At 72.9% G+C, this 26,984-nt stretch carries 3 protein-coding genes; all 3 read right to left on the minus strand.

From position 1 onward, the window contains the following. Window positions 1–36: 36 nt before the first annotated feature. Genes F0U63_RS37350 through F0U63_RS37360 form a run of 3 tightly spaced genes read right to left on the minus strand, consistent with a single transcriptional unit; the run spans window position 37 to window position 26,970 of the window. Window positions 37–10,230 carry an amino acid adenylation domain-containing protein gene (locus tag F0U63_RS37350; RefSeq protein ID WP_395837709.1) on the minus strand — a complete coding sequence of 3,398 codons (10,194 nt, stop codon included), beginning with the start codon at window positions 10,228–10,230 and terminating at the stop codon, window positions 37–39. After that, window positions 10,227–21,635, minus strand: a complete 11,409-nt coding sequence (locus F0U63_RS37355) for an amino acid adenylation domain-containing protein (protein WP_395837711.1) — start codon at window positions 21,633–21,635, stop codon at window positions 10,227–10,229. The genes F0U63_RS37350 and F0U63_RS37355 overlap by 4 nt, the downstream gene beginning before the upstream one ends. After that, entirely contained in the window at window positions 21,628–26,970 is a 5,343-nt protein-coding gene (locus tag F0U63_RS37360; RefSeq protein ID WP_395837713.1) for an amino acid adenylation domain-containing protein, read from the minus strand. The genes F0U63_RS37355 and F0U63_RS37360 overlap by 8 nt, the downstream gene beginning before the upstream one ends. Window positions 26,971–26,984: the final 14 nt, after the last annotated feature.

Below are 26,984 nucleotides of genomic sequence, written 5' to 3' on the forward strand. Positions count from 1 at the left end.
AGAACTCCATCGCCCCAAAGCCAAACCCTCTCAAATTCAGCCGCGTGGGGACGCCAATACCTCCCGGAGCAGCCTTCCGAGGCGCTCCGCCAGGTGCTCCACGTGCGGCGGCCGGAGCACACCGTGGTGGTCTCCCGGGACGTCCTCCACCGTGAGCCCGGACGGCACGAGGCTCCCCCAGCCGTGGGTGGGGTCTCGCTCCGCGCCTCTCCGGGCATCCCTCGCCCGGAGGAGCACCACCCGTCCCGCGGACGGCTCGGGCGTGTACCGCGACACCGCCTGGAGGTTGGCCCGGACCACGTCCACCACCGCCCGCACATCCTCCAGCCGCGTCCCCACAGGCAGCCACCGCGCCTCCACCGCATGGCTCCACAAGGCGCGCAGCCGCTCCTCCGCCGACAGGTTCTCGAAGGCCTCGGGCATGAGCCGTGACTCCTGGCCCGCGCTCCGTGCCAGGTCCATCGCGAACCCGGCGAACAGCAGGGCCTCATCCCCCTCCGGCACGGGTGACTCGGAGGGAGCGAAGCTGTCGAGCAGCACCAGCAACGCCACCTCCTGCCCCTGGCGCCGCAGCTCCCGCGCCATCTCGAACGCCACCGTCCCGCCCAAGGACCAGCCCCCGAGCAGATAGGGGCCCTCGGCCTGCACGGCCCGCACCTGCTCCACGTACCGCCGCGCCATGTCCTCCACCCGGGTGAGCGGCGCCTCGCGTCCGTCCAACCCCGTGGCCCGCAGCGCATGGAAGGGGCGCCCGGAGCCCAGCCGCCTCGCCAGCTCCGCGTAGCACAACACGTTGCCTCCCACCGGATGCACCCAGAAGAAGGGCGTTCCCGTCCCCTCCGCCTGGAGCGTCACCCGGTTGCCCTCGTCCGCCCCGGCCACTCCGGCGCGCGACTGGATGCGCTCGGCCAGCGCGCCGAGCTCCGGCGCCTCGAAGAGCGCCCGAAGCGGAAGCTCCACCCCCAGGCGCTGGTTCACCCGCGCCACGAGCCGCGTGGCCAGCAGCGAATGCCCCCCCAGTTCAAAGAAGTTGTCGTGCAGCCCCACCCGCTCGACCTGGAGCAGCTCGCGCCAGAGTTCCGCCAGCTCGAGCGCCACGGGCTCCTCGGGCCGCACGTACCCCGGCGACACGCGCAACGGCTGGGCCAACAGTGTCGCCGGAGTCCTCGTGGGCACGGGCCCCGCTCCCAACAGCCGGGACAGGGAGACCTCCGGCTGCCTCGCCACCTCCTCGAGCAGCCCCACCAGCTCCGAGGCCCACCGCGCCACCGTGCTCTCCTCGAACAGGCTGGCGTCGTAGTCGAACAGCCCGCGCAGCCCTCCCCCCGCTTCCTCCTCGAAGAACAGGGAGAGGTCGAACTTCGCTCCCCCCGTCACCGCCTCGAGCGCCGTGAGCGTGAGCCCCGGCAGCTCCAACCGCTCGCGGGGCTGGTTCTGCAACGAGAACATCACCTGGAACAGCGGCGTGTGGCGCACGTCCCGCACGGGCCTCAGCTCCTCCACCAGCTTCTCGAAGGGCACGTCCTGGTGCGCGTACGCCCCCAGCGCCACCTCCCTCACCCGCCCCAACACCTCCCGGAACGTCGGCTCCCCGCCCACCCGCGTCCTCAACACCAGTGTGTTCACGAAGAAGCCAATCAGCCCCTCCACCTCCGCCCGCGTGCGCCCCGCCACCGGCGAGCCCACCACGATGTCCTCCTGCCCGCTCCACCGGCCGAGCAACACCTGGAAGCCCCCCAGCAGCACCATGAACAGGCTGCACCCCTCGCGCCGCCCCAGCTCCCGAAGCGGCTCCGCCACCTCCTCCGGCACCACGAACGTGTGCGCGCCCCCACGGAATGCCGGCTCCTCGGGACGCGGCTTGTCCAGCGGCAGGTTCAACACCGGAGGGCTGCCCGCCAGGCGCTCGCGCCAGTACGCCAGCTGCGCCTCCAGCACCTCGCCCTGGAGCCACTCGCGCTGCCAGCGCGCGTAGTCCGCGTACTGCACCGGCAGCTCCGCCAACGGGCTCGGCTCCCCGCGCGACGCGGCCCCATACAGCGCCGCCAGCTCGCGCACGACGATGCCCATGGACCAGCCATCCGTGACGATGTGGTGCATCGTCAGCAGCAACACGTGCTCGTCCGGTGCCAGGCGCACGAGCGTCGTCCTCCAGAGCGGCCCGTGCGCGAGCGAGAACGGCTCGCGAGCCTCCCGCTCCGCCAGCCGGTGCACCTCCGCCTCGCGCGCCTCCCGCGCCAGCCCCGAGAGCTCCACCCGCCCGAGGGACACCGCCCCCGACGCCACCACGCGCGCCACCGGCCGCCCCTCCGCCTCGCCGAACGTCGTGCGCAACACCTCGTGCCGCTGGAGGATCGCCGCCAGCCCTCGCTCCAGGGCCGCGACATCCAACGCTCCCGTCAGCCGCACCGCGTACGGCATGTTGTAGGCCGCGCTCCCGGGCTGGAGCCGATCCAGGAACCACAGCCGCTGCTGCGCGAAGCTCAGCGGCACCTCTCCCCCGGGACGCCGCTCCAGGGGCGGCGGCGCGGGCAGATGCGCCACCCTCCGGGGGGACTCCTCCACCCTCCGCGCCAGCTCCTCCAACGTGGGGGCGTCGAAGATGGCGCGCAGCGGCAGCTCCACCGCGAAGGCGCTCCGGATGCGCGACACGAGCTGGGTGGCCAGCAGTGAGTGCCCTCCCAGCTCGAAGAAGGAGTCCGTCACCCCCACGCGCTCCACCTCCAGCGTCCCGGCCCACAGCTCCGCGAGCCGCCGCTCGGTGTCCGTCCTCGGCGCGACGAAGCCCGCGTCCCGGGAGGCCACCCCTGGCAACGGCAGCGCCTGGCGATTCACCTTGCCGCTCGGCGTCAGCGGGAATGCGGGCAACCCCACGATGGCCGCGGGCAGCCAGGCCTCGGGCAGCCGCGTCTTGAGGGCCGCTCGCAGCGCCGCGCCATCGACCTCCGCCCGTGCCACCACGTAGGCCACCAGACGCTGATCCCCCGGCCCGTACTCGCGCACGATGGCGACCGCGTCACCCACCCCAGGCAGCTCCCTCAGCGCCGCTTCCACCTCGCCCAGCTCGATGCGTTGGCCGCGCAGCTTCACCTGGAAGTCCACCCGCCCGTGGAACTCCAGCGTCCCGTCCTCGAGCCACCGCACCACATCCCCCGTCCGGTACAGCCGGGCACCGGGCTCACCCCCGAAGGGATCCGGAATGAAGCGCTCGGCCGTCAGCTCCGGGCGTCCGAGATAGCCCCGCGTCACCCCCGCTCCACCGATGTACAGCTCCCCTCGCACGCCCACCGCCACGGGGTTCAGCTCCGCGTCGAGCACGTACGCCGCCGCCCCCGCGAGCGGCCGGCCAATGGTCACCACGGGCGCGTCCGGCAAGCACTCGGTGGCGGTCGCGTAGATGGAGACCTCCGTCGGGCCGTACGCGTTGACGAACCGCCGCCCCACGCCCCAGCGCGCGGGAAGCCGCGGGCCGCACGCCTCGCCCGCCACCATCATCGACTCCAACGCGGGCAGCGCCTCCACCGGCGTCGCCTCCAGCACCGAGGGCGTGAGCACCGCCGTCGTCACGCGCTCCTCGCGCAGCACCCGCAGCAGGTCCGCGCCCGGCATCAACGCCTCGCGCGGCGCCATCACCAGGCACGCCCCGTCGCTCAGCGCGCCGTAGATCTCGAACACGGACACGTCGAAGCTCGCCGAGGCGAACTGGAGCACCCGCTTGTCCGGGCCGATCGCCCACCCCCACCGCGTGGCCTTCACCGTGTTGCTGGCGCCCCGGTGCTCCACCAGCACCCCCTTGGGCTTGCCCGTGGAGCCCGAGGTGTAGATGACGTAAGCCAACTGCCCGGGCTCAAGCGCCACGGCCGGCGCCGTCCGGGGCTCGCGCGCGAGCGTCTCCCGCTCCACGTCGAGCAACACCCGCTTCACGCCCGTCCCCGCCAGCCAGGCCGCCGTGTGCGCCTGGGCGAGCACCAGGGGCGCTCCGCTGTCCTCCAGGATCGACCGGAGCCGTGCCTCCGGCCAGGCGGGATCCAACGGCACATACGCCCCGCCCGCCTTGAGGACCCCGAGCATCCCGACGATGAGCTCCGGCGAGCGCGCCAGGCTCAACACCACCCGCGACTCCGCCTTCACCCCCAGCCCCCGCAGATGGTGCGCGAGCTGGTTCGCCCTCGCGTCCAGCTCTCCATACGTGAGCCGCTGCCCGCAGAAGCGGATCGCCTCCGCCTCTGGGTTCTCCCGGGCGCGCTGCTCGAAGCCCTGGTGCAACAACTCCGGCGCGTGCGCGGAGACCGCCCCGCCACTCCACTCCCGCAGGAGCCGCCGCCGCTCGGCGTCGTCCACCGGGGACAGCGCCCCCAGCCTCGACTCCGGCCGCGCCACCATGGACTCCAGCAGGTGGCGCAGTTGTCTCAGCATCCCCTCCACATGGACGTCATCGAAGCGCGCGCCGTCATACGCCAGGTGCAGCGGCAGCTCGCGTCCGGGTGACGAGATGAGCGTCAGCGGATGGTGGTCCATCTCCACCGAGCGCACGTCCCGCACCTCCAGCGAGGGCAGCGACGTGGCGAGCGCCGCGTCCACCGGGTAGTTCTCGAAGATCATCAGGCTCGAGAAGAGCGGCGTGCCCGCGGGCACCTCGCTCCAGCGATGCACCTTCACCAGTGGCGAGTGCTCGTGCTGCCGCATCTCCATCAGCCACGACTGGTTGCGCCGCAGCCACTCCACGAGCGGCTCGTCCGGAGTCAGCCGCACGCGCACCGGCAGCGTGTTGATGAACAGGCCCACCATGCCCTCCACTCCGGGCAGCTCCGGCGGACGGCCCGACACCGTGGTGCCGAAGACGACGTCCCGGGTGCCCGCGTGGTGACCCAGCAAGAGCGCCCATGCCCCCTGCACCACCGTGTTGACCGTGAGCCCGTGCTGGCGCGCGAACGCATTCACCGCCTCGGTGGAAGCCGTGGACAGGTGGAGCTGCCGCGACCGCCGGCCAGCGGGCGCGCCCGCCGCACGCGCGGAGGAACGCCCCAGCTCCGTGGGCTCGGAGAAGCCCGCGAGCGAGTGGCGCCAGAAGCGCTCGGACTCCTCCAGGCCCCGCCCCTGGAGCCAGGCGATGTAGTCGCGGTAGGGCCGCGTCGGCTCCAACCGGGGCTCCACTCCCCGGGTGAGCTGGTCATAGAGTGCGAAGACCTGACGGACGACGATGGGCACCGACCACCCATCCAACAGCAGGTGGTGGTGGCTGAAGACGAAGCGGTACGACGCGTCTCCCGTACGCAGCAGGGCCAGACGGACCAACGGTGGCGCGGACAAGGAGAAGCCCCGGTCACGGTCAGCCTCCAGCCATCGCGCGAAGCGGGCGTCCTGCTCGGCGGCGGGCACACCGCGCCAGTCCTCCTGGACGAACGGCGGCTCCACCTCGCGGAACACCCCCTGCAACGGAACGTCGACACCCTCCCAGAAGATGGCGGTACGCAGGATGGGGTGCGCCTCCACCACCTGCCGCCACGCCCGAGTGAACGCGGAGAGGTCCAACGTGCCGCGCAGCTCGCTCGCGAGCTGGTTGAAGTACACCCCACCGCCCTCCTCCCGGAGGACGTGGAAGAGCATGCCCTGCTGGAGCGGGGACAGGGTGTACAGGTCCTCGAGGGTGCGTCGGCCTCGCGCACCGTCCCGGGCCACCCGCGCCACCAGGACGTCCAGCGCCGACTGTCCCAGCGGGGCCAGCGGGAAGTCGGACGGCGTGAGCATGCTCGGACCGTCCTCCGCCGCGCACCGCCCGAGCAGCGCACGCACGGACGCGAGGAAGCCCCGCGACAGCGACTCCACCGTCTCGCTCCGGAAGATCCGCTCGCCATACGTCCAGGACACCTGGAGGCAGCCCCCCGAGATGATGGCGTTGACGACGAGCCGGTGAGAGCGGTGCGCCCGCGGATCCTGCGTGGGCCCCACGAAATCGGTGACCAGCGAGAGCGGAGACTCCGCGGGCAGCACGTTGTCCAACTGCCCCAGGTAGTTGAAGGACACCTCCGCCGGGGGCAGGGCCCTCAGCCGCTCGGCCAGCCCGCCCTCGCGAGACAGGTAGCGCAATAGACCAAAACCCAGCCCGCGCTCGGGGACGCGGCGCAGGGCTTCCTTGACCGCCTTGAGCCCCGACTCGGGCACCCGGCCGTCTCCCGCCTCCAGCACCACGGGATACAGGCTGGTGAACCACCCCACGGTGCGCGACACGTCCACGCCCTCCAGGACGTCCTCGCGGCCATGCCCCTCCAGGTCCACGAGCAACGCGGGCGCGCCCGTCCACTCCCGGAAGGTCTCCGCCAGCGCGGTGAGCAGCACCTCCTCCACCCGCGCGCGCCAGACCCGTGGCACCTCCTGGAGCAGCGCACGGGTCTCCTCCGCGCCCAGCTCCACGCGCACCACGCGCGAGGTGCCCACCGTGTCCTCTCCTCCCGGCATGTCCACGGGCAGCCGGGAGACCCGCTCCCAGGGCAGGCCCAGCCAGTACGCCGCTTGCGCCTGGACCGTCTCGGTCTGGGCGTACGCCTCCAGCCGCTCCGCCCATTGCTGGAAGGACGTCGTCTTCGGGGGCAGGCTCACCGGCCCGCCCGCACGCGACTGGCTCCACGCCGTGAGCAAATCCGTCAGCAACACCCGCCACGACACGCCATCCACCGCGAGATGGTGGACGGTGAGCAACAACCGCCCCGGCTCCCCCGCTCCCAGGTCGTACAACACCGCGCGCGCGAGCGTCCCCTCCTCCAGGTTCAGCGAGGACTGCACCCGCGCGGCATGCGCCTCCAGGGCCGCGAGGCGCTCGCCGGGCTCCCGTCCGGAGAGCTCCACGCGCTCCAGCGACAGGCGCCCCTCGGGCCCTCCGTTCTCCTGACGCCAGCCTCCGCCCTCCCGCGTGAAGCGCAGGCGCAGCGCATCGTGGTGCAGGCGCAGGTGCTGCAGGGCCTGCTCCAGTGGCCCCGCGTCCAGGGGCTCGCGCAGGGAGAAGAGCAGCGCCTGGTTATAATGATGCGGGGCCAGCGCCTCCTGCTCCAGGAACCAGCGCTGGATGGGCGTGAGCACCACCGGGCCCGTCACCCGGCCCTGCTCGGCCACCACCGCGGGCGCGGAGCCCGCCACCGCCGCGAGCCGCGCCACCGTCGGGTGCGCGAAGAGCTGCCGGGCCGTGACGTGCACTCCCGCCTGTGCCGCCCGCGAGATGATCTGGATGGCGAGGATGGAGTCGCCTCCCAGCTCGAAGAACTCGTCGTGGATGCCCACGCGCTCATGCCCGAGCACCTGCGCCCACACCTCGGCCAGCGTCCGCTCCACCGGCGTGCGCGGTGGCTCGTAGGCGAGCGCCACGTCCCGCGTGCGCTCCGGCTCGGGCAGCGCCCGGCGATCCACCTTGCCACTCGTGTTGAGCGGCAGGGCCTCCAGCACCACGATGTCCGAGGGAACCATGTACTCCGGCAGCCGCTCGCGCAGCCGCTCGCGCAGGTCACGTCCCGAGGGCGCTGGCTTCCCCGCGGCGGCGACCACGTAGCCCACCAGCCGTGAGCCCTCCTGCGGCCCCGGACGGAGCACCACCACGGCCTCGCCCACGGACTCCAGCGCCCGCAGCGCCGTCTCGATCTCTCCCAGCTCGATGCGGAACCCGCGCAGCTTCACCTGCTGGTCGGCGCGGCCCAGGAACTCGAGCTGCCCATCCGGCATCCACCGCACCACGTCTCCCGTGCGGTACAGCCGCGCCCCGGCTTCACCCCTGAAGGGATCGGGGATGTAGCGCTCGGCCGTCAGCTCCGGGCGCCCGAGGTAGCCCCGCGTCACTCCCGCGCCACCGACATACAGCTCGCCCCGGACACCGGGCGCCACCGGCCGCAGCCTCGCATCGAGCACGTAGGCCGTCGTCCCCGCGAGCGGCGGACCCAGGGGCGTCACGGGCGCGTCCGGCGAGCACTCGGCGATGGTGCAGCAGATGCTCACCTCCGTGGGCCCGTACACGTTGCCGAAGCGCCGGCCCCGCCCCCAGCGCGCGGGAAGACGCGGACTGCACGCCTCGCCCGCCACCAGCAGCGACTCCAGCTCGGGCAGCGCCTCCACGGGCGTGGCCTCCAGCACCGAGGGCGTGAGCATCGCGCCCGTCACCCGCTCCTCGCGCAACAGCCGCAGCAAGCCCGCTCCGGGAAGGATCGACTCGCGAGGCGCCATCACCAACGTCGCGCCGCTCAGCAGGGTGCTGAAGATGTCGAAGGCGGAGGCATCGAAGCTCGCCGAGGCGAACTGCAAGAAGCGCTTGCCGAGGCCCGCTGACCACCAGCGTGCCGCGGAGGCGATGGTGTTGCGCACGCCCCGGTGCTCCACCAGCACGCCCTTGGGCCGCCCCGTCGAGCCCGACGTATAGATGATGTAGGCCAGTTGCCCGGGGTCCACCGCCACCTCGGGAGCGCTCCGGGGCTCCAGGGCGAGTCGCTCCCGATCCACGTCGAGCAGCACCTTCCGGGCGCCCGTCCCCTCGAGCCAGGCCGCCGTGCGCTCCTGGGCGAGCACCAGGGCCGCGCCGCTGTCCTCGAGGATCGACTGGAGCCGCGCCGCGGGCCAGGAGGGATCCAGGGGCACGTACGCCCCGCCCGCCTTGAGCACTCCGAACATCGCGAGGATGAGCTCCGGCGAGCGCTCCAGGCACACCACCACCCGCGACTCGGCCGTCACGCCCTGGCCGAGCAGGTGGTGCGCGAGCTGGTTGGCCCGTGCGTCCAGCTCCGCGTACGTGAGCCGCTGAGCGCCGAACACCAGCGCCTCCGCGTCCGGCGTCCGGGCCACCTGCTGCTCGAAGAGCCGGTGCAGGGCCTCGGGCCGGGGAGCCTCCGCCCCCGGGGTGCCCCACTCCCGGAGCACTCGGGCCTCCACCGCGTCCACCGGGGACAGCTCGCGCAGCCGCTGACCGGGCCGGGCCGCCATGGACTCCAGCAGGTGGCCCAATCGCGCCAGCATCCGCTCCACGTACGCCCCGTCGAAGCGCGCGCCCTCATGCGAGAGCTCCAACCGCAGCTCGCGCCCGGGCACCGCCACGAGCGTCAGCGGATGGTGGTCCGTCTCCACCGAGCGCACGTCCCGCACCTCCAGCGAGGGCAGCGGCGTGGAGAGCGCGGCGTCCACCGGGTAGTTCTCGAAGACCAGCAGGGTCTCGAAGAGCGGCGTGCCCGCGGGCACCTCGCTCCAGCGCTGCACCTTCACCAGCGGCGAGTGCTCGTGCTGCCGCATCTCCAGCAGCCACGCCTGGAGCGCGCCCAGCCAGGCCACCAGCGGCTCGTCCGGAGTCAGCCGCACGCGCACCGGCAGCGTGTTGATGAACAGGCCCACCATGCCCTCGACACCGGGCAGCTCCGGCGGACGGCCCGACACCGTGGTGCCGAAGACGACGTCCTCCCGCCCCGAGTAGTGCCCGACGAGGAGCGCCCACGCCCCCTGCACCACCGTGTTGACCGTGAGCCCGTGCTGGCGCGCGAACGCATTCACCGCCTCGGTGGACGCGGCGGACAGGTGCAGCTTGCGCGAGGCACGGCCGGGCCGGGCGCCGTCCCCCGTCACCGGGAAACCCCTGCCTGGCTCGTTGGGCTCGAAGAAGCCCGCGAGCGAGCGGCGCCAGAACCGCTCGGACTCCTCCAGGCCTCGCGATTGAATCCACTCGATGTAGTCCCGGTACGGCCGCGACGGCTCCACCCGTGGTGAATGTCCCCGGACGAGGCTCTCGTAGACGACGAAGACCTGACGGATGAGCAGCGGAACGGACCAACCGTCCAGGAGGATGTGGTGGTGGCTGAAGACGAAGCGGTACGCCGTGTCCCCCGTGCGCAGCAGCGCCAGACGCATCAGGGGCGGCGTGCCGAGATCGAACCCCCGCCGCCGGTCCTCTTCCATCCACGTGGCCAGCCGCGCCTCCAGCTCCTCGGGCGGAACGCCCCGCCAGTCCTCCCGCACGAGCGGCAACTCCACCTCGCGCAGCACCACCTGGAGCGGCTCGTCGACATCGTCCCAGACCAGGGCCGTGCGCAGGATGGGGTACGCCTCCGTCACCCGCTTCCAGGCCTCGACGAAGGTGGAGATCTCCTGGGGGCCGCGCAGCTCGCAGGAGAGTTGGTTGAGGTACAGCCCGGTGCCCGGCGACTGGAGGACGTGGAAGAGCAGGCCCTGCTGGAGCGGAGAGAGCGGGTAGAGATCTTCGAGGTTGTCGCTCATCGGGTCTTCTTGCCGAAACGGGCGGAGAGTTTGTCGAGTTGGTTCTGTTTGACCTTCGCCAGCGGGAAATCCGAGGGCGTGTGGCCACCCGCCTCGGGGGACTGGCAGTGGGCGATCAGCTCGCGCAGCCGCGTGAGGAAGTCCGCCGCGAGCCGTGCGACGGTGTCCTCGCGGTGCGGGGCCTGTCCGTACGACCACGTCAGCTGGAGCCGGCCACCCACCACCGCGCCCACCACGTCGAGCAGGTGGGGCCTGCGGTTGCCCGGGCCCCGCTGCGCTCCCGCGCTCTCGGGAGCGAGCGCGAGCAGTCCGCCTTCCGCCAGGGCTCCGTCCACCTGTCCGAGGTAGTTGAAGCTCAACTCCGCCCGGGGCAGCGCGACGAGCGGCGAGGGCTCCACGAGGTGGCGCAGCAGCGCGTAGCCCATGCCCTTGGAGGGCACGGCACGCAGTTGTTCCTTCACGGCCCGCAGGGCCTCACCGGGCCCCTTGGCCTCCTGGAGGTCCAACAGCGCCGGGAAGTACGTGGTGAGCCAGCCCACCGTGCGCGACACGTCCAGCCCGGCGAGCAGTTCCTCGCGGCCATGGCCCTCCACGTCCACCAGCACCAGCGGATTGCCCGTCCAACGCCCCACCGTCTGGGCGAGCGCCGTGAGGAGCACGTCGTTGATCTGCGTGTGGTACGCGCGGGGCACGTCCTGCAGCAGCGCCCGCGTCTCCTCGGCGGTGAGGCTCCCGCTCACGTTGCGGACCGAGCCCTCGGTGTTGTCACCCTCCGACGCGTCCACCGGCAGGCGCGTGACGCGAGACCAGGGACGCGCCAACCACCAGGAGCGCTCGGCCTCCAGGACTCCCGAGCGGGCATGCTCGGAGAGACCCCGTGACCAGGCCTGGAAGGAGGTCGTCTTCGGCGGCAGCTCCGGCGCGGCCCCCACGGCGAGCCGCGAGTAGGCCGTGAGCAGATCCTCCAGGAGGATGCGCCAGGAGACCCCGTCCACCACCAGGTGGTGCAGCACGAGCAACAAGCGCCCGGACCGTCCCGCCCCGAGGTGGAACAGCACCGCCCGGAGCAGCGGCCCCTCCTCCAACCGCAGCGAGCCCTGCACCCGCGTGGCCCGCCGCTCCAGCTCCGCCGCCTGAAGCTCCGCGGGGACGCCCGACACGTCCACCTGCTCCACCCGGAGCGGCACGCCCGGAGCCTCGCTCACCTGCCGCCAGCCCTCCGCGTCGCGCGCGAAGCGCAGGCGCAGCGCGTCGTGGTGCTCCGTCACGTGCGTCAGCGCCCGCTCCAACACCTCCACGTCCAGAGCCCCGCGCACCTCCAGGAAGAGCGACATGTTCCAGTGGTGGGGCTCGGCGGGTGCCTGCTCGAAGAACCAGCGCTGGATGGGAGAGAGCGCCACCGGCCCCGTCACCGGCTCCTGCTCGGCGCGCACCGCCAGCCGTGTGTTCGCCACCGCCGCGAGCCGGGCCACCGTGGGATTCTGGAAGAGCTGGCGCGGCGACAACTCGATGCCGGCCCTTCCCGCCCGGGTGACGATCTGGATGCTGAGGATGGAGTCCCCGCCCAGCTCGAAGAAGTTGTCGTCCACCCCCACGCGCTCCACGCCGAGCACCTCGCGCCACAGGCCCGCGAGCCGCTCCTCCAGCTCGTTGCGAGGCGCCACGTACGCCGTGCTCCGTCCGCCGGACTGGAGCTCCAGAGCCGGCAGGGCCCGCGTGTCCACCTTGCCCGGACGCGTGCGCGGCAGGGCCTCCAGCTCCACGAAGGCGGCGGGCACCATGTACTCGGGGAGCCGCTCACGCAGGAAGACGCGCAGCGCCTCCGCCTCGGGGCCCGGACGCCGCTGGGGCACGACGTAGCCCACGAGCCTCCGGACTCCCCGCCCGTCCTCCCGCACCACCACCGCCACCTCGCGCAGCCCTGGATGGGAGGCGAGCGCCGCTTCCACCTCGCCCGTCTCGATGCGGAAGCCCCGCACCTTCACCTGTCCGTCCTGGCGTCCGAGGAACTCCAGCACCCCGTCCGCGCGCCAGCGCACGCGATCTCCCGTGCGGTACAGCCGCGCACCGGGGCTCGGCTCGAAGGGGTCCGCCAGGAAGCGCTCGGAGGTCTGCCCCGGACGTCCCAGGTAGCCGCGCGCCACGCCGGGACCGCCCACGAACAACTCTCCCGGCACACCCACGGGCACGAGCTGGAGCCGCTCGTCGAGCACGTACACGCGGGAGCCCGGAATGGGACGGCCGATGGGCACCGGCCCCAGCTCCGAAGGATCCACCCGGTGCTGCGTGCACCAGATGGTGGTCTCGGTGGGCCCATACTCGTTGTAGAGCGGCGTCTGGGGCAGGGCCTCGTGGTGGGCGCGCACGAGCTCGCGCGGGAACACCTCGCCGCCCAGGCAGACGGCGCGCACGCAGGAGAGTCCCCCCGCCGGAGCCGCCGCGAGAATCTGGGCGTAGAGCGCGGGCACGAAGCCCACCAGGTGCGTGACGCCGTGCCGCGCGAGCGATGCCGCCAGGGCCCGGGGATCCTCCATCACCCCCGCTTCCGGGAAGCGCATGGTGCCCCCGTGCAGCAGCGTCCAGAACAGCCCGGCGAGCGACGCATCGAAGGTGAACGGCGACAGCGAGACGCAGATGCCCGGCGCGCCGTACACCTGGGCCCGAGCGCGTGTGGCGTGCACGAGCTGGCGGTGCTCCACCACCACGCCCTTGGGGACGCCCGTGGAGCCCGAGGTGAAGAGGACATAGGCGGCATGGTGCGGCTCGGGGGGTGAGCCGGGAGGCGTCGCCGGCTCGGAGGCCGCGTCCTCCAGGGCCACCACCGCCCGGCCTTCCTTGCCCGCGAACCGGCCGCTCAGGGTGGCGCGGGTGAGCACCACGCGAGCCCCCGCCTCGTCGAGCACGAGCTGCATGCGCTCTGGCGGGTGGGCGAGGTCCAACGGGAGCCAGGCGCCCCCCGACGCGAGCGTGCCCAGGATGGCGGACACCACGTCCAGGGGACGCTCCAGCCCGAGCGCCACGACGGACTCGGGGCCCACGCCGTGGCGGCGCAGCAGGTGGGCGATGCGGCGGGCGCGCGTGCACAGCTCCCGGTACGACAGCACCACGGTGGCATCGGCCAGGGCGGGCGCGTCCGGAGTCCGGGCGGCCTGCTCCTCGAACAGCGCCCACACGGTGGTGGCGTCCGAGGGAGGGAGCCGCGGATTCCACTCCGTGAGCAGACGCTGGCGCTCGGCGGAGGACAGGAGCGACAGCGTGGAGAGCCGCTGCTCCGGCGTCCGGGTGATGCCCTCCAGCAGGCGCAGGAAGTGCTCGCCCATGCGGGCGATGGTGGCCGCGTCGAAGAGGTCGGTGTTGTACTCGAGCCCGGCCCCCAGGCCCTCCGGGCCCTCGCGCATCTCCAGCACGAGGTCCATCTTGGAGGCGCCCATGTCCAGCTCCATGCCGCTCAGGGTGAGCCCCGCGAGCTTCACGGTGGGCATGGGCGTGTTGTGCAGCACCAGCATCGTCTGGAAGAGGGGCGAGTGGCCGAGATCTCGCGTGACTTGCAGCGCGTCCACGAGCTTCTCGAACGGCGTGTCCTGGTGGGCGAAGGCGCCCAGAGCGGAGGTGCGCACGCGGCCGAGCAGCTCCAGGAACGTCGGGTCTCCGGAGAGCCCGGCGCGCAGGACCACCGAGTTGATGAAGCAGCCGACGAGGGGCTCCAGCTCGGGCCGGTCGCGGCCCGCCACGGCGGTGCCCACCGCGAAGTCCTCCTGCCCGCTGTAGCGCGACAGGAGCAACTGGTAGGCGGCCATGAGCACCATGAAGGGCGTGGCGCCCTCGCGCCGGGCGAGCGCCCCCAGCGAGTCGGCGAGGCTCCGGGGCACGGTGAAGTGGTGCCGGGCGCCCCGGTACGTCTGCACCGCCGGCCGGGGACGGTCCGTGGGCAGGCGCAGCATCGGCACGTCGGCCAGCGCCTCCTTCCACCAGGCGACTCCCGCGTCCAGGGCGGGGCCGCGCATCCACTGGTGCTGCCACGCGGCGTAGTCCGCGTACTGCACGGGCAGCTCGGGCAGCGGCGCCGGAGCCCCCTTGACGAAGGAGGCATACAGCACCGCCAGTTCCTTCATCATCACGCCCGCGGACCAGCCATCGGAGACGATGTGGTGCGGGATGACGAGCAGCACGTGCTCCGTGCCGTGCACGCGCAGCAGCGCCGTGCGCAAGAGCGGCCCCGCGGACAGCTCGAAGGGACGCCGGGCCTCCTCGCGGGCCCACCGGGCGATCGCCGCTTCACGCTCGCCGGAGTCCTCCAGGACCGTGCGCTCCAGGGGCACGGCCACGGAGTCGGCGATGTGCTGCACGGGGCCGGAGTCCGTCAGGGAGAAGGTGGTCCGCAGCGCCTCGTGGCGGCGCACCACCTCGGCGATGGCCCGCTCCAGCGCGGAGACGTCCAGGTCCCCGCTCAAGCGGATGGCGGAGGCGTTGTTGTAGGCCACGTTCCCGGGCTCGAGCTGATCCAGGTACCACAGCCGCTGCTGCGCGAAGCTGAGCGGCAGGGGGCGATCCCTCGGCACGCGGGTGATGGCGGGCGGACCCTCCACACGGGCGGCCTGCTCCACGCGAGCGGCGGGAGCCGGAGACCGGGCGGGAGCCGGGCGCGGCGCCGTCGAGGGTTTCGCCTCGAGCAACTCCACGGAGCCATCGGCGCGCAGGCGGGCACGCCGCCCCGTGGTGAGCAACCGCGCGCCCACCTCGGACGGATGGGGCACGAGCCGGTCACGCGCGGCCTCCGGGGCCATCCAGAAGCCCTGGGGCACCCAACCCCCGCCCACGGCCAGCGCTCCAGCCACGCCCACGGGAACGGGCTGGCCGCGCGAGTCGAGCACCTGGAGCCGCACATGAGCCGGAGGGGGCGGAAGGACGGAGGGCTCCGCACGCGCCTCGGGTCGCACGGGCAGCCAGGTGCCGGACCCGAACGCATGCTCACGGCGCACCACCTCCACCCCGGCCGCGCGAGCGAGCGAAGCGGCCAGCTCGGGAGCCACCCCGTCGACGAGCAGCCGGCGCACCGGACGAAGCGCCTCGGCCACTCCGGGCATCGCGACGAGCGCGCGGGCCAGCGCGGGCGTGCAGTGCAGGTGGGTGACGCCCGCGTCGCGCACGAGCGCCAGCAGGGCCTCCATCTCCGCGCCGCTCTCGTGCAGCACGACGGTGGTGGGGCCGGTGTCCTCGGGCTGGGAGCGCCGCCGCAAGGCATCCAGGTGCGGCAGGCTGCCCAGCGTCGCCTCGGTGCCCGCGCCGAAGTCCACGAGGCACGCCAGCTCGTCCACGTCCAGCTTCCGCACCCGGTCGATCATCGGCAGGCAGGACTCGGGCGTGCCGAACAGGCCGCCGTCCTCCAGGTAGCGCTCGAGCCCATGCTCCAGCAGCGTGTCCATGTCCCCGGGCGTGAGGGCGCGCGGGTCCACCTTCAAGCCCTGGCTCGCGGCGAAGCCACTGAAGATGTCCACCGAGCCGCGGAAGTAGCGCAGCAGGGGCTCGCGCACGGTGCGGCGCACCTCGGCGGCGTCCGAGCCCACGAAGGTGTGGATCATCAGGCTCACGTGGCCCCGGCCGGGACCGTGCCCGTGCTGCCGCCACGCCTCGCGGTAGAGCGCCACCTTCTCCGCGAGCGAGTCGAGCTGCTGGCCCATCAGGTTGGTGAGCACGTGAGCGCCCATTTCACCCGCGAGCCGGAAGGTGTCGGGGCTGCCCGCGGCCGTCAGCCAGAAGGGCAGCTCGGCCTGCACGGGGCGGGGCCGGATGGAGATCTCCACCTCCTGGCCGTCGCCGTTGCGGCGGCGCACCGAGCCGCCCCGCCACAGGTGGCGCACCGCCTCGATGCCGCGCAGCATGATCTCCTTGCGGCGCGCGTAGTTGTCCGGGGCGAAGACGAAGTCATTCGCGTGCCACCCCGAGGCGAACGACACGCCCGCGCGGCCTCCGGAGAGGTTGTCGATCATCGCCCACTCCTCGGCGACCTGGATGGGGTCGTGCAGGGGGATGACGACGCTGCCGGCGCGGATGCCGATGCGCTCGGTGACGGTGGCGATGCCCGCGCCGGTGATGGCGGGGCTCGGGTAGAGGCCGCCGAAGGCGTGGAAGTGGCGCTCGGGCGTCCAGATGGCCGAGAACCCATGCGTGTCGGCGAAGCGGGCGCCGTCCAGCAAGAGCTGGTACTTGCGCCGGCCGAGCCCGTCCTCGTCGTTGGCGAAGTACGAGAGGCTGAAGTCCAGCGCGCGGCGGGACGAGGCCCCCCTCCCCACCGGCACGAAGCGCGCGTGAGGGGACTCGGGAGGCAGGACGACCCGCAGGCCCCGGCTCAGCGCCCAGAGCACCTCCAGGCCACTGCCGTGCACACCGGGCTCCTCGGACCAGAGCCACGCGCCCCCAGGTGCCGAGCCCTGCGCCTCATCGAGCGCGTGGAGCAGGTGCGCCACGGTGCGGTGCGTGTGGATGCCCTGGAGCGGAGCCCCGGAGGCATGCGCCAGGGGCTCGAGGCACACCATGGCCTCGGCGTCCGCGGGGGCCCGGGGGAGCGGCTCCAGCGAAGCGGCGTCCACCTCGGGCAGCGCATCCACGCGCAGCACCCGGGAGGCGTCGAGCGCCAGGCTCGTCTGGAGCCGCGAGTGCGTGAGCAACAGCGGGGGCTCCACGCCCTCGGGCGAGAGCGAGGCCAGCTCGCGGAGCCGCGCGGGAGGCAGGAGGACCCAGGCCCCACCGGCCTCCATCACGGACCAGAGAGCCACGAGCCGCTCGGGCGAGGGCTCCAGGCACACGGCCACGAGCCGCCCGGGACCCACGCCCCGCTGGACGAGCAGCCGGGAGAGCCGCAGGGACTGCTCGCGCAGCTCGCGCCAGGTGAAGCTCCGGACCCCGGCGAGGACGGCGAGTGACTCGGGGGCGAGCACGGCCTGGTGCTCGAGCAGGTCCGGCAGGGGCGTCACCTCGGGAGCCGGGAGCGGAGTGGCGGCCGGACGGCGCTCGGCGTCGGTGAGCAGGGGCAGCGCGGAGAGCCGCTGGTGCGGGTCGGCCACGGCGGCATCGAGGAGCGCCTCGAGGTGGCCGAGCAACCGGTCGATGGTGGGCGGGTCGAACAGCTCGGCGGCGTACTCGAGACTGCCCTCGAAGCCGTGCTCGCCCTCGCCCATGAAGATGGAGAGGTCGGAGAGCGTGGCGCCGAACTGGGCGGGCACGTCCGGCACGTCCACGAGCTTCAGCCGGAGGCCGGACAGCTCCATGCTCGAGGGAAAGCCGGCGTGGAGGACGAAGAGCGCGTCGAACAGGCGGGCGCGCTCCGGATCCTTGGCGGGCTCCAGCTCGCGCACGAGGTGCTCGTAGGGGATGTCCGGGTTCGCGTAGGCGCCGAGCGTGGTGTCGCGCACGCGCGAGAGCAGCTCCAGGAAGGAGGGATCTCCGGAGAGGTCCGTGCGCAGGGGGACGGCGTGGGCCACGTAGCCGATGAGCGGCTCCAGCTCGCCCCGGGTGCGATTGCCGATGGGCGTGCCCACGACGATGTCCTCCTGCCCCGCGTAACGGGTCAGCAGCGCATTGAAGGCGGCCAGGAGGATCATGAAGTCGGTGAAGCCCTCGCGCTGGCCGAGCGCGTGGACGGCGTCGGTGAGGCGGCGGGAGAAGCCGAACACGCGGCGGGTGCCGAGGAGCTGGCGGACGGAGTCCCGCGGACGGTCCACGGGCAGCGCGAGCGGAGCGGGAGGCCGCGCCATGCGCTCGGACCAGTAGGCGTGTTGGGCGGCGAAAGCACCCGAGGCCAGGGCCCGGCGCTGCCAGGTGGCGTAGTCCAGGTACTGCACGGACAGGGGCGGAAGCGGCGAGGGCTGACCCTGGACGAAGGCCCCGTAGAGCGCCGCCAGCTCGCGCACGAGCACCACCATGGACAGGGTGTCCGAGACGACGTGGTGCACGGTGGCGAGCAGCAGGTGGACGTCCGAGTCGATGCGCACGAGGCCCGCGCGGATGACGGGGCCTTGCGCCAGGGAGAAGGGCCGGGCCGCCTCCTCGCGGGCGAGCCGCAGCGCCTCGGCCTCGCGCGCCTCCGGGGAGCCGTCCAGCACGGTGACGGAGAGGGGCAGCGACAGCGAGGAGAGGACGCGGAGCACGGCGCGTCCGTCCACGGTGGCGTAGGTGGTGCGCAGGGCCTCGTGACGGCGGATGACCTCGGCGAGGCTCCGCTCCAACACGGCCACGTCGAGCGGACCCGTGAGCCGCAGGGCCACGGGCATGTTGAGCACCGGGTTGCCGGGCACGAAGCGATCCAGGGCGCACACGCGCTCCTGGACGAAGGACAGCGGCAGCTCCCCCTCACGAGACACGGGAACGAGCGGCGGCACCGGGACACGGCCCACGCCGGGCCCCTGCTCCTTCAGACGCGCCTCGATGCGCGCGGCGACACCCGCCACCGTGGGCGCCTCGAAGAGATCGCTCAGCGGCAACTGCACGGGGAAGGTCTCACGCAGGCGCGTGAGCATCTGCGCGGCCATCAGCGAGTTGCCACCCAGCTCCAGGAAGTTGTCGTGGAGGCCCAGGTCCGCGATGCCGAGCCGCTCGCGCCAGATCTCCATCACCTGACGCTCGATGTCGTTGCGAGGGCCCTGCCCGGACGCGGCGGGAGCGGCGGCCGGAATGACGGGAGCGGGTGCGGAAAGGGCCGGAGCGGGCACGGAGGGCCGGGGCGCCTCGGGCTCCAACCACCGGGCTTCCAGGACGAAGCGCTGCCGCTCGAAGGGATAGGTGGGCAGGGACAGCCGCAGGCGCTGCTCGTGCGCGTAGAAGCGGTCCCAACGCACTTCCAGGCCCGCGCCCCACAGCTCACCGAGCGCCTCCAGGACGGTGGCCTGCTCGGAAGCGGCGCCACCCGCGCGAGGCAGCGACGGCACGGCGAGCGCGCTGGACTGGCCCCGCAGCCGCGAGCGGGAGAGCCCGGTGAGGGCCTGATCCGGACCCACCTCCACGAAGAGGGAGTACCCCTCGCGCAGCAGGGTCTCGAGTCCCTCGGCGAAGCGCACGGGCTCGCGCATCTGCCGGGCCCAGTAGGAGGGATCCGTGGCCTCCTCGGCGCGGATCCACGTCCCGGTAAGACTGGACACGTAGGGGCTCTGGGGTGGGGACAGGCGCAGTCCCGCGAGCACCTCCTGGAGCGGAGCCATGAGCGGCTCCACGGCGGCCGAGTGGAAGGCCTGGCGCGTGGGCAGGCGCATCGTGCTCACCTTCCGGCCCTCGAACTCCCGCTCCAGTGCCTCGATCTCCTCGACGGGGCCGGACACGACACAGCGGGACTCACCATTGAGGGCGGCCAGGGAGAGCCTACCCACCAGGAGAGGACGCAGCACCTCCTCGGAGCAGGCCACGGCGGTCATGGCACCCGGGGGCATGGAGGCCATCAACCGGCCGCGCGCCACCACGAGCTTCAGCGCAGCCTCCAGGGACAACACGCCCGCGAGGCACGCGGCGGCGTACTCGCCCAGGCTGTGTCCGAACAGGGCATGGGGCTCGAGGCCCCAGTGCATCCAGAGTCGGGCCAGCGCGTACTCCACGGTGAAGAGCGCGGGCAGGGCGTAGCGGGGATCCGCGAGGGCCTCGCGCGCCGGAGCTTCCCGTCCGGGAGCCGGATACAAGAGTGAACGCAGGTCCCGGCCCAGCAGGGACGCCAGCGGCTCGAGGCATGCGTCGGCGTGTTCCCGGAAGACGGGCTCGGAGTCATACAGCTCTCGCGCCATGCCCACCGACTGCGCGCCCTGACCGGGGAACAGGAAGACCACGCGCTGCTCGCGGGCGGCCTCCAGGTGGGTGAGGCTGCGGGCCGTGGGGGGTGCCTTCAACCGGGCGGCGAGCGAGGCCACGTCTTCCACGACGAGGGCCCGCCGATGCTCGAAGGCCTTGCGGCCCACGGCGCGGGTGAAGGCCAGGTCCGCGAGGTCCACACCGGGGTGGGCCTCCAGGTGCGCGGCCAGCTCACGCGTCATCGACTCCAGGGCGGAGGGCGTGCGGGCCGAGAGCGTGACGAGCTGCCGGGAGCGGGTGCTCGGCTGGTGGGCCACGAGCGGGGCCTCGCCGAGGATGGCGTGCGCGTTGGTGCCGCCGATGCCGAAGGAGCTGACGCCCGCGAGCCGGGGCCGCTCGCCGCGCTTCCAGTCCTGACGGCCGGTGAGGACGAAGAAGGGGCTCGCCTCGAAGTCGATGGCGGGGTTGGGGCGCTCGAAGTGGAGGCTGGGAGGAAGCTCCTCGTGGTGGAGCGCGAGCGTGGCCTTGAGCAGGCCGGCGATGCCCGCGGCGGTGTCCAGGTGCCCGATGTTCGTCTTCACCGAGCCGAGCGCGCAGAAGCGCCGGGCGTCCGTGTCGCGGCGGAAGGCGCGGGTGAGCGCGGCGATCTCTATCGGATCTCCGAGCGGCGTACCGGTACCGTGGGCCTCCACGTAGTCAATGTCGCCCGCGCTGGCGCCGGCGTAGGCGAGCGCCTCGGAGATGACCTCGGACTGGCCCTCGACGCTGGGGGCGGTGTAGCCGACCTTGAGGTGACCATCGTTGTTGATGGCCGAGCCCTTGATGACGGCATAGACGTGGTCCCCATCGCGCAGCGCGTCCGCGAGCGGCTTGAGGACGACGACGCCCACGCCATTGCCGCTGATGGTGCCCTGGGCGCGCGCATCGAAGGCGCGGCAGTGCCCGTCGGGGGAGAAGATCATCCCTTCCTGGAAGAGGTAGCCGGTGCGCTGGGGAAGGGAGATGCGCACGGCGCCGGCCAGGGCGATGTCGGACTGACGCATCAGCAGGCTCTGGCAGGCCATGTGGACGGAGACGAGGCCGGTGGAGCAGGCGGTGTAGAGCGCCATGCTCTCGCCGCGCAGCTCGAGCTTGAAGGAGACCTTGGTGGCGGCGTTCTCGGCGGTGGTGGTGCCGAGCGCCTCGAAGAGGGCGGCGGGCTCCTTGCGCACCTGGCCGAGCAGGGACAGCACGTGGTTGGACTGGCCCACGCCGGCATAGAGGGCGATCTTCCCCGGGAAGCGGCCGGGCTCGTACGCGGCGTCCTCGAGCGCGGCCCAGGCGCACTCCAGGAAGACGCGCTGTTGGGGATCCATCCACATCGCCTCGCGCGGGGCGATGTCGAAGAAGCCGGCGTCGAAGAGCTCGGCGCCCTCGAGCACGCCACCGGCGCGCACGAAGTCCGGGTGCGAGCGAAGCGCGTCCGGAACGAGCGGCGAGGACTCCAGTTCGTCCTCGCGGAAGCGGGAGATGGACTCGACGCCCTGGCGCAGGTTGCTCCAGAAGGCGTGCACGTCCGAGGCACCGGGGAAGCGCCCCGCCATGCCGATGATCGCGATGTCGTTGCCGGTCCCCTCATCCATCGACTGCTGATCAGCCATTGCCTCGATAACCTCTCGGGTTGCGGCGCTGGAGGGCCTGACGGCGGGCCTCGGCGCGATCCTGGTGCGGGGTGGAGTCGGACGGGGGTGGAGTCGGCGTGCCCAGGCGCCGGGCGAGCGCGTGGACCGTGGGGTGTTCGAAGAAGTGGGTGATGGGCACGTCCTGCTTCAGCTCCTCACGAAGCAGGGCCCGGGCGCGGACCACGGTGAGCGAGCTGCCGCCGAGGTCATCGAAGAAGTGCTCGTACAGGCCCACGCCCTCATGGCCGAGCGCATGGCTCCACGCGCGGGCGATGGACACCTCCACCGGTGAGCGCGGCGCGACGAAGGAGGCGGAGCGGCCGGGGGACTGGGGAGCCGGGAGCGCGCGCGGGTCCACCTTGCCGTGGGGCGTGAGCGGCAGGGCCTCCAGGGGAACGAAGGCGGAGGGGAGCATGTGCTCGGGGAGGCGCGAGCGCAGCCGCTCACGCACCTCGCGGCCCTCGGGGAGCGGAGAGGCACCGGGGACGAGGTACGCCACGAGCCGGGTCTCCCCATCCGGGCCCTTCCAGGGGCGCACGAGCGCCTGCCGCGCCCCGAGCACCTCCACGAGCACGGCCTCGATTTCGCCGGGCTCCACGCGCATGCCGCGCAGCTTCACCTGGGCATCCGCGCGGCCCAGGTACTCCAGCGCGCCGTCCACCCGCCAGCGCACCACGTCGCCGGTGCGGTACAGGCGGGCGCCGGGCTCGCGGGCGAACGGATGGGGAACGAAGCGCTCCGCCGTCAGCTCCGGCCGGCCGACATAGCCGCGGGCCACGCCCGGGCCGCCCACGTACAGCTCACCGGCCACGCCCGGGAGCACGGGCCTCAGGGCCGCGTCCAGCACGTACACCTGGGTATTGCCCAGCGGGCCACCGATGGGAGGAGGACGCGCCTCGTCCGCGCGGCACTCGGCCCACGAGGCGCACACCGTCACCTCGGTGGGCCCGTAGGCATTGAGGAAGCGCCGGCCCGGAGCCCACCGCGCCACCAGCTCCGCCGGGCACGCTTCTCCCGCGGAGATGACGGTGCGCAGCGTCTCGAGTCCCTCGGGGGGCAGCAGCGCGAGCACGGAGGGAGGCAGCGTGGCCGTGTCCACCCTCCCCTCCACCAGCGTGCGCTTGAGCCCCTCGCCCACGAGCAGCTCGCCCGCGGCGGGGAAGACCAATGCCGCGCCCGCGGCCACCGTCATCAGGAACTCGGAGATGGAGGCATCGAAGCCGAGCGGCGCGAACTGGAGCACGCGGCTGCCCTCGGCGAGCCCGAAGACGCGCCACTGCGTATGGGCCAGGTGGAGCGCGCCCCGGTGCGTCAGCTCGACGCCCTTGGGCCTGCCGGTGCTGCCCGAGGTGTAGATGACATACGCGGCATGCTCGGAACTGGCCGCGCTCTCCAGCGGGCCCGCCGCGTCGTCTCCGGGCTCGTCCAGCCGCAGCACGCGGACGCTCGGGGGAACCCGGCAGCGCTCGCCCAGGCCCGCGCGCGTCACCACCACGTGGGGCCGGGAGTCCTCCACCATCCACTCCAGCCGCTCGCGGGGCTGTACCACGTCCAGCGGCACGTACACGCCGCCCGCGAGCTGCACGCCCCAGAAGGCCACGCCCACGTCCACGCCCCGCTCCAGCAGCACGCCCACGCGCACCTCGGGGCCCACGCCCTCGCGCCGCAGCCGGTGACCGAGCCGCCGGGCCCGCGCCTCCAGCTCGTGGTAATCCAGCCGCTCGGCGCCGCACACCAGCGCCTCCTGGCCGGGCGACAGCCGGGCCCGCTCCCTCAACAACCCCGCGAGATTGCCCTCGGCCACGTCCACCCGCGGCCCCTCGCTCCAGGAGCCCAACACCCGGGCGCGCTCCTCCGCGTCGAGCAGCTCCGCCGCCTCCACCGGGCGCTCGGGGGACTCCACCAGACTCGCGAGCAGCGACACGAAGTGCCGGGCCATGCGCGCGGCCGTGGAGGGCGCGAAGAGGTCCGTGCAGTACTCCCACGAACCGCCCAGTCCCTCCCCCGTCTCGGCCATCATCAGGGTGAGGTCGAACGCCGCGCCGCGAGTCGAGACCGGCAGGGACTCGAGCGTCAGGGGCCCCAGGCGCATGCGCGCACCGGCCTCGCCGAGCGCGAAGGCGGAGAGCGGCCCCGGGTCTCCAGGAAGGTGGCCGCGCTGGAGGACGAACATGGCCTGGAAGAGGGGCGAGCGCCCCGGCTCACGCGTGGGCTGGAGCTGCTCGACGAGCCGGGCGAAGGGCCACTCCTGGTGCTCGAGTGCCTCCAGCACCGTGGTGCGCACCTGGGAGATGAGCTGTGCGAAGGAGAGCCCCGGCGGGAGCGAGGCGCGCAGGGCCACGGGGTTGACGAGGTAGCCCACGAGCCGGGCCAGCTCCGGACGCGAGCGGCCCGCGGTGGGCGAGCCCACGAGGAGGTCCTCCTGGCCGGTGTAGCGGCGCAGGAAGGCGAAGAAGGCCGCGAGCAGCACCATGTACGGCGTGGCGCCGTGCTCCCGCGCGAGGGCCTTCACGCGCGCGGTGCTCTCCGGGCCCACGTGGAACGGAAGCGAATCCCCCCGGAAGGACTGGAGCCGGGGCCGAGGGTGATCCAGGGGCAGCGCCAGGGCGGGCAGCTCTCCGCCGAGACGCGAGCCCCAGAAAGCACGCAGGGCCTCGCCCCTCGGACCGGCGAGCCGCGCCGCGAGGGCGTGGATCGCCGCGACGGGCTCGGGCGCGCCGGGGGGCAAGGCGGCGGGAGCGCCCCGCGTCTCCGCGGAGTAGAGCGCGCCCAGCTCCTCCACCATCACCGCGAACGACCAGAAGTCGGTGACGAGGTGGTGCATCGCGAGCAGCAGCACGTGCGAGTCGGCGCCCCGGGTGAACAGCTGGACGCGCATCAACGGCCCCTGGGCGAGGTCGAAGGGCTCGCGGGCCTCGACGTCGAGCCGGGCCGACAGCGTGGCCTCGCTCCAACTGGAGGCGTCTTCCACGTGGAGCACGGAGCCCGGCCACGCCACGAAGCGCTGCACGGGAGCGCCCTGCTCCTCGGGGAACACGGCGCGCAGCGAGGCATGCCGCGCCACGAGCGTCTGGAAGGCACGCTCCAGCGCGGGGACATCGAGGGGGGAGGAGATCCGCACCGCGCGCACCACGTGGTACGCGGTGCTGCCGGGGGCCATGCGCTGGAGGAACCACAGGGCGCGCTGGCCGTCGGAGAGGGGCGCGGGCGCGGCCGGGTCCACCGGGGTGGCCGAGGCCTCGGCGGCGGGCGTGGAACGCTCGGAGAGGCGCGCGGCCAGCTCCCGCGTGCTCGGACCCTGGAGCAGGAAGGTGACGGGAAGCGCGACGCCGAGGGCGGTCTCCAGACCGTTCTGCACCTCCAGGGAGCGCAGCGAGTCGAGCCCATACCGGGTGAGGGGCTCGTCGAGCGACAGCTCCACCGGGGAGATGCCGAGCGCCCGGGACAAGCGCGCGGAGAGCCACGGCAGCAGGGCCTCGGGCGCCGAGCCCGGGGGAGGAACGGGAGGCTCCGCCTCCACCGGCGCCGTCTCGGGCCCACCGGGGGACGCGGTGTCCTCGCGCCAGGAGCCCATGACGTCCAGGGAGCCCTCGAGGAAGGCGGCGCGGCTGGCGTGGCGCTGGACCTTGCCGCTGGACGTCTTCGGGAGACTGCCCGGCGCGAGGAGCACCACGGCATGGACGGCGAGCTCATGCTGTTCGGCCACGGCCTGGCGGATGCGGGCGATGACCTCGCGGGAGCGCTCCACCCCATCGCCGGAGCGAGCGGAGAACTCGTGGACGGCCACGGCCCGCTCCTCACCGTCGACGGTCACGGAGAACGCCGCGCCGCAGCCGGGGCGCAGACCTGGATCACACCGCTCGACGGTGAGCTCGAGATCCTGGGGATAGTGATTGCGGCCCCGGATGATGAGGAGATCCTTCTGGCGGCCGGTGACGAACAGCTCGCCCCCGTCGAGCACGCCGAGGTCTCCGGTGCGCAGATAGGGCCCCTCGCCCGAGCCGGCGAGCCGGGCGTGGAAGGTGCGTCCGGTCTCCTCGGGCCGCTCCCAGTAGCCCTGGGCCACGCTGGGGCCGCGCACCCAGATCTCCCCAACGCGGCCGGGAGCACAGGGCACGAGCGTCTGGGGATCGACGATGCGCACCTCCTGGCCGCCCAGGGACTGGCCGCAGCCGATCATCGCCACGCCCTCGGAGGCGGCGGCCCGGGCCTCACCGCGCAGCAGGGCCTCGCGCTCGAAGTGGCGGACCACGGGGGGCTCGGCGCGCCGGCCACCGCTGACGATCAGCGTGCCCTCTGCGAGCCCGTAGCAGGGATAGAAGGCCTCGCGCCGGAAGCCCGCGGGGGCGAACGCCTCGGTGAACCGCTCGAGCGTCTCCTGGCGGATGGGCTCGGCGCCGCAGAAGGCCACCGACCAGCGGCTCAGGTCCAGCGCGGCGCGCTCCTCGGGGGTGCTCTTCCGCACGCACAGCTCATAGGCGAAGTTGGGACCACCGCTGACGGTGCCACCGTGGCGGGAGATGGCCTCCAACCAGCGCAGGGGGCGCTGGAGGAAGAAGAGCGGCGACATCAAGACGGTGGGGATGTCGCGGTAGAGGGGCTGGAGGATGCCGCCGATGAGCCCCATGTCGTGGTACGGCGGCAGCCAGATGACGCCCACGGGATTCGGGGGCGCATCGAACCCGAGCGAGATGAGTCCCGAGTTGTGCAGCAGGTGGGCGTGGCTGAGCATCACGCCCTTGGGCGTGCCGGTGGAGCCGGAGGTGTATTGCAGGAAGGCGAGGTCCGAGGGAGACAGCCGGGGAGTGGACCATGCGTCGGAGGAGCCGGGGGCAATGGCATCCGTGGCGAGCCAGCGCAGCGCGCGCAGATCCGGGGCCTCGCTGGTGAGAAACTCCACCATGTCCAGCAGGGGCGAGGTGGTGAGGGCCGCGGCGGGCCGGCAATCGGCCACGAGCGCCTGGAGCCGCGGCAGGGTGCGCCCCAGGCGGGTGGGGTCTGGCGGATAGGCGGGAACGGCGATGACGCCCGCGTAGAGACAGCCAAGAAAACCCAGCACGTATTCCCGGCCCGGCGGATACAACAGCAGCGCCCGGTCTCCCGGGACGAGGTGCCGTTGAAGCAGTGCGGCGACGGCGCGAGCGCCCTCATCCAATTCACTATAAGTGATAGGGATTTCACCCTCCTCATCGAGGAAGGTGAAGACACACGCGTCAGGTTGAACGCGAGCCCGCTCCCGGAGCACATCCACCCACGAGGGAACTTCGGACACAGCGGTGGCGAACGCGGGGGCGTCGCGCGACGGTAAACGCATTCATTCCCTTGAAC

The organism is Cystobacter fuscus, from assembly GCF_044360685.1.
GTDB lineage: Bacteria > Myxococcota > Myxococcia > Myxococcales > Myxococcaceae > Cystobacter > Cystobacter fuscus_C.

Coding starts and splice junctions, on each gene's coding strand:
- F0U63_RS37350 (WP_395837709.1), bottom strand. CDS start 10,230: ATGAGCGACAACCTCGAAGATCTCTACCCGCTCTCTCCGCTCCAGCAG.
- F0U63_RS37355 (WP_395837711.1), bottom strand. CDS start 21,635: ATGGCTGATCAGCAGTCGATGGATGAGGGGACCGGCAACGACATCGCG.
- F0U63_RS37360 (WP_395837713.1), bottom strand. CDS start 26,970: ATGCGTTTACCGTCGCGCGACGCCCCCGCGTTCGCCACCGCTGTGTCC.